Source organism: Tychonema sp. LEGE 06208 (assembly GCF_015207505.1).
GTDB lineage: Bacteria > Cyanobacteriota > Cyanobacteriia > Cyanobacteriales > Microcoleaceae > Microcoleus.
The window spans coordinates 1-9973 of record NZ_JADEWT010000045.1 but is presented as its reverse complement, the minus strand read 5'-3'; the positions used below and the strand labels follow the sequence as shown (position 1 = coordinate 9973).

At 47.4% G+C, this 9973-nt stretch carries 9 protein-coding genes and 1 pseudogene; 4 read left to right on the top strand and 6 right to left on the bottom strand.

Features of this window, described 5'->3' with window-relative positions:
• Positions 1–144: 144 nt before the first annotated feature.
• Positions 145–1038 (bottom strand): CNNM domain-containing protein, encoded by an 894-nt coding sequence (locus IQ263_RS13735; protein WP_228050037.1) that lies wholly within the window; start codon positions 1036–1038, stop codon positions 145–147.
• A gap of 231 nt (positions 1039–1269) precedes the next feature.
• Positions 1270–2358 carry a hypothetical protein gene (locus tag IQ263_RS13730; RefSeq protein ID WP_194067915.1) on the bottom strand — a complete coding sequence of 363 codons (1089 nt, stop codon included), beginning with the start codon at positions 2356–2358 and terminating at the stop codon, positions 1270–1272.
• Positions 2359–2472: 114 nt separating this feature from the next.
• On the opposite strand from IQ263_RS13730, the gene IQ263_RS13725 reads away from it, so the two are divergent.
• The 4 genes from IQ263_RS13725 (at position 2473) to IQ263_RS13715 (ending at position 5593) form a co-directional block, all read left to right on the top strand.
• Positions 2473–3360 (top strand): YhjD/YihY/BrkB family envelope integrity protein, encoded by an 888-nt coding sequence (locus tag IQ263_RS13725; protein WP_194067914.1) that lies wholly within the window; start codon positions 2473–2475, stop codon positions 3358–3360.
• A gap of 188 nt (positions 3361–3548) precedes the next feature.
• Positions 3549–3818, top strand: a complete 270-nt coding sequence (locus IQ263_RS13720) for a hypothetical protein (RefSeq protein WP_194067913.1) — start codon at positions 3549–3551, stop codon at positions 3816–3818.
• A gap of 401 nt (positions 3819–4219) precedes the next feature.
• Positions 4220–4348, top strand: coding sequence for a hypothetical protein (locus IQ263_RS29325; RefSeq protein ID WP_255515881.1), 129 nt, complete (start codon positions 4220–4222; stop codon positions 4346–4348).
• 267 nt (positions 4349–4615) lie between these two features.
• On the top strand, positions 4616–5593 hold the full coding sequence (locus IQ263_RS13715; RefSeq protein WP_228050035.1) for a glycoside hydrolase family 24 protein: 978 nt from the start codon (positions 4616–4618) through the stop codon (positions 5591–5593).
• A gap of 315 nt (positions 5594–5908) precedes the next feature.
• Here IQ263_RS13715 and IQ263_RS13710 read toward each other — a convergent pair whose 3' ends face one another.
• The 4 genes and pseudogenes from IQ263_RS13710 to IQ263_RS13695 form a co-directional block, all read right to left on the bottom strand.
• Positions 5909–7081 (bottom strand): citrate synthase, encoded by a 1173-nt coding sequence (locus tag IQ263_RS13710; RefSeq protein WP_194067912.1) that lies wholly within the window; start codon positions 7079–7081, stop codon positions 5909–5911.
• A gap of 249 nt (positions 7082–7330) precedes the next feature.
• Complete coding sequence (gene sixA, locus IQ263_RS13705) at positions 7331–7825, bottom strand: phosphohistidine phosphatase SixA (RefSeq protein WP_194067911.1); 495 nt, start codon at positions 7823–7825, stop codon at positions 7331–7333.
• Between the two features lie 89 nt (positions 7826–7914).
• Complete coding sequence (locus IQ263_RS13700; protein ID WP_228050034.1) at positions 7915–9855, bottom strand: GGDEF domain-containing protein; 1941 nt, start codon at positions 9853–9855, stop codon at positions 7915–7917.
• A gap of 19 nt (positions 9856–9874) precedes the next feature.
• Positions 9875–9973: pseudogene (locus tag IQ263_RS13695) on the bottom strand (IS630 family transposase); the annotation flags it as partial.

Genomic DNA, 9973 nt, shown 5'->3' with positions numbered 1-9973 from the left:
AAGGTGCAGTTTTTGAGATTTGGGATTATTTGTTAGTCTCAAATCTCAGGATTGAAACGAACCGCGAAGACGCAAAGTACGCTAAGGAAGAAAATGGAAGGAAAGATCGAGAGTTGAGAAATCATTGTTCCTACTTGTAGTAGTTCAATTCAATACGAGTTGTGGATGTTGAGTCTCAAATAAGGGGCGTGTTACTTGGCGCAGTAGCACTGTTTCTAAACTGCCATCTACTACATTTTCTGCTTCTATTTCTAACTCGCCCCACAATAAGCGATCGCCCTGAGTTGGCATTTTACCTAAATTGTGAATCACGAATCCGGCGATTGTTTGGTACGCTTGGTTCGCAGGCAGGTTTAAGCCGAGTTTTTCGTTAACTGCTGTCACTTCCCAGATGCCGGAAATCAGTGCTGAATGAGCATCTTTTTGAATGATAGTGGCTTCGGAAGTTGACAGCAGGGGCTCCGACTTTTGGCTGGTAATCCAACCTGTCAGCAGCCACACAGTACCGTTGAGAATTGCTAGCAGCGGCCACAGTATTTTTGAGCAGATTTCTATGGCTGGCATCAGCAGCAAAGCGGTGCGTTCCGGGGCGTGGGTTGCTAATACTTTGGGGATTAGTTCTCCTAATACTATTTCGACGTAAGTTACTAATATAAATGCTGCGGGAATTGCGATCGAATGAGCGCTCACCCAGGCGGCTAAATGACCGATCGGCAATTTGTCGATCCACGGCTCAATCCAGTGTACAGTCGCACCCTCACCCAACCAACCCAACAGCAAGCTCCCTGCCGTTGTGCCTGTTTGAGTCACCGACAGGTAATGCGGTATGTTGTTCTGCGCTTGGTGGACGAGTTCGGCGGTTTTGGCGTTTGGGCGATCGCGCAACTGGGCGAGTTGGCGGATTTGATGGCGATCGGCTGATACTAATGCTAGTTCTGACGCCACGAAAAACGCGATTAAAAGTGTTAATCCCAGCAACATTGCTAACCTCAGCAATGTTTGGGCGACTTCTATTTCCAGGGAAGTAAAGTTGTTCAAAATAGATAAATAATACGATAGATGTTTTTGACTAACGCCTTTATTTTAGCTTAGCCATTCAGATAAATTGACATCGGATATCCGCACTACCCGTATTTGTAGGAGGCGCACTGTGCACCTTACCCGTAGAACTTGTGAACTCTTACTCTTCTCTTTTCCCCCTTCGCGCCCTTAGCGCCTTCGCGGTTCGTTAAAAAAATCCAATTCACAAACCCGAAACTAATTGCTGGATCAACCCTCCCTTACCCCCCGCAACGAGTGAATTTCCGTAAAAGTTTGCTCCGGATCGGAATTCAACCCGCCTTGAATGTAATTCAACTTAACTTCTTCCAACAAATCCGACAGCAACGACTGCAATTCTCCGAGAGTTTTCTCGTCTTGCAACTCCCGCCGCAAACTTTGATTAAATTCTTGGCTGAAATTATCGATAATTTTTCGCCCCTTATCGTCTTCGTAAGTAGTTGCTACCACATCAACAGCAGTTTGAGCCAGATAATTGGCTAGCTGTTCGGTCATTTCTTCAGGCAAAATATTAATCGGAGAGAAAGTTTGCAGGAGTTGATAAAAATCCGACTGTTTGATTGTCGCTTCCAAATTGTGGTGCAGCAATTCTTCCAAACCCGGTTGCACCTGCGGCAAAACCTTGTAAATTGTCAGATCGAAAATCCGCTTGGTAATTCGTTCGATCGTATTTTCCTGATTGACGTGAAGGTAGGGCTGCTGCGGATCTAGCAGTACCCGCGCTGCGTCGCCCTGTTCGATCGAACTTTGAGCTTGATTGATAAACCGCACCATCATGTATTCCGACATCGTATCGGCTAAATAAGCCACCGGTTCGTAGGTAATTTGAGCAACGGCGCGATCGAGATTAACCAAACCCGACTTGTGCAGCCGCAGCAATACCGGCAGAATCCGCCACCCCTGCCAAATCGGAATCAGCAGAAACACCTCGTACCAGCGCCTCAGCACAAAATCCAACCAACTTACCCCCGGCTTGCGACGGCTGTGGAACAGACTTTTTATGAAAAATTCCGCCCAAAAATAACCTATAAAAAACGCATCAATTCGCCAAAACTGGTCAGAGGCTTGCAAAGATTCCGCCTTTGGCAAACTCGAATCAATGCCTTTAATCGGATCGTAAATTTTAACTAAAGCCGGAAAATAGCTCAAATAAACAGGGCGCATCTGCGGGTAACTGAAATGGAAAATCACCAACAAGAAATTGACGGCTGCTACTAATGCGCTCAGTTTTGCCCAAGAAATTGCTTTTTTGGGAGATTTGATATCAGTGTTGTTAACAGTTGTGTGGGAATCTGACATAAAAGTAATTTTCCGAATTTGCTAATCGCTCGATCTAACTTGTGGGAGACGCTAAAAAGACCCTAATCTATTATAATCCCTTGGTAAACACTAAGTATGAGGAAACCCAAAACCGTGAACTTAAAAACAGGCATATCGCTGCTCAAAGAAACTTTTACTCAATGGCAAAAAGATAAAGCCCCAACCCTAGCCGCCGCCCTAGCCTATTACACAGTCTTCTCCCTCGCCCCGCTGCTAATTATCGTAATTGCGATCGTCGGCTTAGTCTTTGGTGAAGACGCAGCCCGAGGTCAAATCGTCGGCCAACTCCAAAGTTTAATCGGCAAAGATGGCGCTCAAACCGTCCAAGAACTCATCCTCAAAGCCTCCGAACCCAAGTCAGGCATGATCGCTACTTTAGTCGGTCTCGCTACACTTTTGTGGGGCGCTTCCAACGTATTTACTAATCTCAAAGATGCCCTCAATACTATTTGGAATGTCTCACCGCCTCCCGGACGTGGCATTTGGGGATTTCTGCAAGACCGCGTATTGTCTTTTGCGATGATTTTAGGTATAGGGTTTCTCTTGCTAGTATCTTTAGTAATTAGCGCTGTTTTAGCAGCCATCAGCTCGTGGTTGAACGGTTTGCTGCATTTACCAGTAGGCCTTTGGCAAATTGTAGATTTTGCTCTTTCCTTTGGCGTAGTCACGATGCTTTTTGCCTTAATTTACAAACTATTGCCCGATGTCGATCTTGCCTGGAATGATGTTTGGATTGGCGCAGCAATTACCTCTCTGCTGTTTACGATTGGCAAATCCCTAATTGGAGCATACCTCGGAAGCAGCGGTATTGCCTCTACCTACGGTGCAGCAGGTTCCTTCGTGATTATCCTGCTTTGGATTAATTATTCCGCTCAAATTCTGTTTTTGGGTGCCGAGTTTACCCAAGTTTGGGCTAACCGATACGGTTCCAAAATGCGAAGTTCGCGAAACAAGATTCTCAACATCGAAAACGGGGAATGAATCCTTTGTACCCAAACATCGGAACAATTCCTAAGATTAGACCAACAGGAAATTTGAGGTTAAGGTACAACTCCTGGTTTGACAGAATCAGGAAGTTTTGCTGCCGTTGCGGTGTACATAATTGAGCAGATTTAACTAATTTAACAGAGGTTAGTAGAACTATTGAACTCAATCGCAGACTCCATCGAATGGATCTGCGTTTATCTGTGTTTATCCGCTGTAAATTTGCGGTTAAAAGACCGAATTTTGATACAAAAATTCTAGTTAAAACAAGAAGGCAAAAGGCGGAAAAAATAACAAAGCTTGAAGGCAATAATTTTGCTTTTTTCGTTAGCGCAGCCCTCGGAGAGGATCGCCTTTTCACATTCTTAGGATTGAGGTCAAAAAAACCTGATTTCTTTAAAAATCGTGGCTGTTCTTCGAGAAAGTCAGATGAACAAATCTGGCTTTTGAAATAGGATGCGTCCCGAATACAGAATTTATTCGGGACGATTTACTTCTGGTTTCTCCAAATTTATACCTATTTATCGCAAGGGTTAAAAATCCTGCCTCGGACTGAGGGGAACATCTCCAACCACAAGCTGAAAGCAGGTTCGAGTTAGATGCCAGCCCAAATCCGGGCAATTTCCTTCACCCTCGTTTATTGCCATTTAGATTATCCAGAGTTTTAGCTGCGGCTGGTCTCTGCCAGCAGAAGGAACTCGTATTTCAAATTTATCTGGCAATTTATCCCTGAAGGCTGATTTATCGATCGCGCGCTTTGACTTTAATAAAAATTAGCAGTTAACCTTTATTCCCCCCGCAGTCGCCAAAATTATACTTTTCACCTGCTGCATTTTTTTAAATTTTGGTAAAAATCATGATTTCATTAGCAAAAAAAACTATCGCCCCCAGCTTTGTACAGGGCGAGCCCGCTGTGGAAATTGGCAAAGAAGAAGCGGGGGGACAAAATGTTTACCTGCGTCAGCGCTACGCAAGGCCGATTTAAAACTGATCGTCGGCGGTGGCTGGCGCGTGGGGAAAGCGACAAGAGCGCGGGAGGATTGGCAGCATCGTTGAAGAATTAGGGACGGTGTAGCCTCCCAACTAAGTCGGGTTTGCTGAACTCCTCGAACAAAAATCGGCCGTTACACTTGACCCCGTGAGCGCTTAATAGTATCACTTAGTATGGTTGAAGCGAGTTTCCATTGATCCCTGTGGATTTCAACCATTCTAACTGGGAACCTTCAACTAAAAGCGATATCAGGAGGTAATCTTGTACGCACCAGAAAATCTGGGAAGCCATCTGCAACCCATGGACGACATCCAGCTAATTCGCCTGTGGGTGGAGCGCCAATCCAGCCGCAGCAAGCGCTTTAGCTGGCAGGCGGCCAATAGTTTTCGGATGTTTGTAGCAAAACCGCTGGCAGAAGTAACTCTGACAGATGTCCAGACTTTCGCTGCAGCCATGAGGGCCCGCCAAGCTGGATCCCGTTTCTACAAGCAAACTTTACTAGCACTCAAATCCTTGTTCGCCTTCGGCCAGCAAACAAGAATCTTACCCGCAACCATTCCCCTGCAGGAGTGGCCGGTGCGACAGCGCAGCAAGCCGTCAAAACGCCTCCGTTTTAAAGTCTCGTGGAGTTTGTGCATCTGTTTGTCGTTTTTTTTGGGTAGGATGACCCCGAAGTTGTGGGGACAAACTATCTCGCCAGAAATCTCGGAGCCTCCTAAACGCACGCCGTTAGTTGGGGCTATCAACTCACCAGACGGAAGAGAGAATAACATTGAGCGCGATCGAGTCAAAGCCTTTCTCGACACCATCGCCACCGCCGAAGGCACCGCTAGCCCCGACGGCTATCGCACCCAGTACACAGGCACCACATTTGTCAGTTTCAGCGACCATCCCAGAGAAATGAGATGCGGCCAGCGCTACGGCAAAAAGCTGTGTTCCGACGCGGCCGGGCGTTATCAGTTTCTGAGCACAACTTGGGACAGATTCGCCAAAAAATTTAGCCTCACCGATTTCAGTCCCCAAAATCAAGACCTGGTAGCTGTAGAGTTAATCCGAGAAAAAGGTGCTTTAGAAGATATAGAAGCGGGTAGATTGGAGTCAGCAGTGAGAAAACTCGCTTACATCTGGCCTTCTTTTCGGCGTTTTGGCGGTTCCGTGGAATCGTCGATGCCCAAACTAGAACAAATGTATTTGCAAAATTTAGGGATTTACCGCCCCGGATTGGTTGTTAGCAATTAGCGGAAATAGAACAGAAGCCTACAATTTTGGGAGCATCTACAAGGCGAGCGTTGGCGGTTTCCGTTTTTGGCAGGTCAATATTCCTGGAAGCAGAAACCGGGTTTTTGATAAAAAACCTCAGACTCGCAAGTCTGAGGCCCGGAGTTCCTGAAAATCGTCACTTGTGACTATTGTCGCCAACGAACAGCACAACCGACAAGAGGGGTACAACCCAGCACGAGAGCTTTTGCCAGACAGAAATTGGTTCCTAATTCGCAGGGCGAAAGCAATTTTTTCTTCAAAACTTCAAGCATGAAAAACAAGTCCGATCGCCATTTACCGGTCTGGGTCGATCGCTATGCTTGAGGATGCGGTTCTGTCCCCGATCGCAATATAAGGTTCGCCGTGAGTCCCTGTATAGATTTGAGTAGGCCGGTAAATGCGATTTGCTTCTAGCTGTTCCTTCCAGTGGGCCAGCCAGCCGGCAACGCGGGCGATCGCAAAAACAGGCGTAAATAAGTCGGTCGGAATTCCCATTTTCCGATAAACCAGACCCGAATAGAAATCTACATTTGCGTAAATTCCTTTATGACTCATTTTTTCCTCAACCACTGCTTCCAACTCGATAGCAATGTCGTAATAATCGTCATGTCCAAAATTTTCAAACAACTTTTCGGCTAACCCTTGAAGAATAGTTGCTCTGGGATCTTTCACCTTGTAAACTCGGTGGCCGAAGCCCATGATCTTTTCCTTATTTTCAACGCACTTCTCGACAAAAGGCCGCACGTTTTCTACCGAACCAATTTGCTCCAACATATCAATCACTTCTTCATTTGCTCCCCCGTGCAGCGGCCCCGCCAAAGTGCCAACTGCAGAAGCAATCACCCCGTAAGGGTCTGTTAGTGTCGAAGCTGTTACCATTGCCGAAAATGTAGAAGCATTGATTGTATGCTCCGCATGGAGAGTCAGACAAGCATCAAAAATATTAGCCAACAGCGGATCTGGTTCTCGCTCGTTGAGCATATAAAGAAAGTTAGCCGAGTAGTTTAAGTCGTCCCTCGGCAACAGCGGGTCATTACCCCGTCGCATTTGCTGGAACGCCGCCACCATTGTGGGAATTTTGGCTAGCAGCCGCACTACAGCTTCTCGAATGTATGCTGGGTTAGCCAAAGCTCGGCGCGAGTAGAATAACCCCAAGGCCGCTGCTGAAGCTTGCAGCGCGTCCATTGGATGTCCTCTTTCGGGAAAGCATTTCATCATATCTCGGATGCGATATTTGATCCGGCGGTGATAGCGAATTTCATGCTCGAAAGCTTCTAGTTCTTCCTGTGTCGGAAGTACGCCCCAGATTAATAAATATGCAGTTTCCACAAAGGAACTTTTGAGAGCTAGTTCCTCAATGCTAATCCCGCGATATTCTAGCACCCCTTTTTGTCCATCTACATAACTAATACTGGACAAGGTGGCGGGAACACCTTCTAAACCTGGTTTGAATTCGCCGACGACCATTGCGATACCGTATTGTGTGAGTTGAATCTAATCAAATTACATTACCAGAAAGCAAGATAGTGTCACCGTCTTGACAAATAATCATTTACTCGCTACTGAGGCGCAAGGATGCTCAGAAACGAGATTTTTCCATAGAGTTTGCGATCGCACCGTTAGATATTTTATCTCCTCACGCCCGGTTGCGGAGTCGGAGAATGCCGGTCAAAGAGGGCTGGCGCGCCCTGTGATTGTGGGGCCGATTCGCTGTTTCTAGCAAAGCAAAAACTTGGGCCCTGTGAGCCAGAACATTTGGCTGCGGCCGACTGGGGAGCCTGTTTCGGGGAGGATTAAGCCGATGATACCTGCTTTTTTGAGGATCAGGGCATCTTGCGATCGCCCCCAAACCAAAGTTTCTGCCCAATTACCCAAATCTGGTTGGTGGCCCACCAAGACTAAGCTGCGGTTGCCTGTTTCCTGCCACTGCTTGTACCACCTCAGCCAGTCTCCTATGTCTGCTGAAGGTGCGAGGGCGGCGGATTCTTCTATTTTGGAACTCAAACCGAGTGACAGCAGGATTTGGGCGGTTTGTTGGGCCCGCAGTAGGGGGCTGGCGAGAATCAGATCAAACTGAATTTCGAGATCGTAGAGCCGTTGGGCGATTTTTCTGGTTTTACGATCGCCCTGTTTAGTCAGGGGCCTTTCTGAGTCTGTATCGTATTCTTCGGGTTCCGCTGCGATGCCGTGACGGACTAGGTAGAGATGCACTGTGGCTGTCCTTGTGATAATTGTGCGATGGCTACGCCCCGGCTTACACGCACTTAGGGATGAAGTTTGGCGCGATCGACATATTTTACCTATTCTACAACTGGATTGACATCTGGCACTGTCATCTGGTATGCGCCACAGGCGTAGCGATCGCGCCCTTGTCGTTTCGCATCATACAATGCTCGATCGGCTGTGGCGATCAATTCATCCGGCGATTCGCCACAGCAGGGAACTATGCTAGCAATTCCCATACTCACAGTCACGATCGCACTCACCTCAGATTGCTCGTGAGGGATGGCCAAATCTCCGATCGCATCTCGCATCGACTCAGCAACTGCGATCGCCCCTGCAGCATCCGTATTTGGCAGAATAGCAGCAAATTCTTCGCCCCCATAGCGCACAAACAAATCCGTCGAACGTTTAACCGCAGCCGCCGCAGCTTTCGCCACTTTCACCAAACAAATATCCCCAGCTTGATGTCCGTAGCAATCGTTATATCGCTTAAAATAATCCACATCCAACATAATCAATGACAACTGTTGTTTGCCCTCCATCAGTCGGTGCCATTCCGACTCCAATCGCTCATCAAAACAGCGGCGGTTTGCTACTTGGGTTAACCCATCTGTCATAGCCATTAATCTTTCTTGTTCCGCCCGGTTTTTCAGAATCTCCTCGGCCTCCTGGCGTTCTGTAATATCAGCGAAAGTGGTCACTACTCCATAGGGTTGAGATTGATTGAGATGGAACAGCGGTTGAGAATTAATCGAAATCCAAGTCAGGGTTTGATCCGATTTGTGAATGCCCATCACCACATTCGATCGCGCTTCTCCCGTGCGTAGGGTGATCGTTGCCGGATGCTGTTCCCCCGGGAACGGGGAGCCATCCTCGCCAACGGTTCGCCAGTCTAAATCTACGGATGTACGCCCCATCATTTGGTCTGCTGTGAGCCCCATAATCCTTTCAGCACTAGCATTACAGGCAGTAATTTGTCCGTCTGCTAGCTGAAGTACGACACCTTCGGTCATGGTAGTAATCACAGAACGATACCGTTCCTCGCTTTCCTGCAATTGACTCAGGAGACTGTTTTTAGCATCAAACTCCGAAGCCAGATGCAGGCTCCCGGCCATAAACCCCGCCATTAGTTGTAAAGTTTGGATATCTGACTCTGTAAAGGCAGAGGGTATAGCTGAAACGACTTTTAAGACGCCAACCCGATCGCCCTGATAGAACAAGGGAACAACCACCATTGACCGGAGACCAATGCGCTGACAGGCAGCCAGATCCACCCGTGCATCGGTTTCTGAATCCTCGCAAATCATGATTTGGCCGGTCGCAATACATTTTCCCGATAAACTTGTCCCTACTTTGAGCCGTAATCCAAGATAGCTGGTGGCGATACCGCTGGCTGCCCGATACACCATTTCATCCCCTTCCACGATTTCAATCACTGCTCCATCGGCGCGGGTCAAATCTTGAGTCCTCTCTGCAATCACCGCCATTACTGCATCGAGATTGGGATTGCGGATGGCGATTTCCTGTTGGGTGGCAATCACCACAGCCTGACGCTCGAACTCTTGTTGCAATGCTGCTTCTGCTTGTTTGCGATCGGTGATATCCTTCATAAAACAGTGATGCCCGATCGGTCGATCGCGATCGTCGCAGGCTGTCACCATGACCACCTGCTTGTAAAAGATCGAGCCATCTTTCCTAATACCCCTAGCCTCAACTTCCACTCGGCCTCCGGCTAGCATTTTTTGATAAGCCACTAGCATCATTTCCAGATCTTCTGGAACAACCGTTTTCTGCCAATTCATACCAACCATTTCTTCAGGCTGATAACCCACTATATTGGCATAGGCTTGATTAACACTGATATACGTTCCGTGTTGATCCAGCCGCGAGATGCCTTCCACGGCATTAGCAAGGGCTGTACTCATTTCTCTGAGTTCTGTTTCGGCCAATACCAGATCCGTAATGTCTTGGGATGTGCCAAACAACCGAATGACTTGTCCCTCTGCATTTATAGTCATTTCAAATAAAAAAGAGACACTATTGAGCGCAGTAGGCACAGATAAGTTCATCTAAAGATGTGCCAGCAGGAGCATACATTCTGGCTCGCTTTAAGGCACTAAAATCGTGTTCAATATC

Excerpts from the sequence above, each read along its gene's own strand:
- IQ263_RS13730 (WP_194067915.1), bottom strand. The coding sequence starts at position 2,358 with ATGTCAGATTCCCACACAACTGTTAACAACACTGATATCAAATCTCCC.
- IQ263_RS13720 (WP_194067913.1), top strand. The coding sequence starts at position 3,549 with ATGGATCTGCGTTTATCTGTGTTTATCCGCTGTAAATTTGCGGTTAAA.
- IQ263_RS29325 (WP_255515881.1), top strand. The coding sequence starts at position 4,220 with ATGATTTCATTAGCAAAAAAAACTATCGCCCCCAGCTTTGTACAGGGC.
- IQ263_RS13710 (WP_194067912.1), bottom strand. The coding sequence starts at position 7,081 with ATGGTCGTCGGCGAATTCAAACCAGGTTTAGAAGGTGTTCCCGCCACC.
- IQ263_RS13700 (WP_228050034.1), bottom strand. The coding sequence starts at position 9,855 with ATGACTATAAATGCAGAGGGACAAGTCATTCGGTTGTTTGGCACATCC.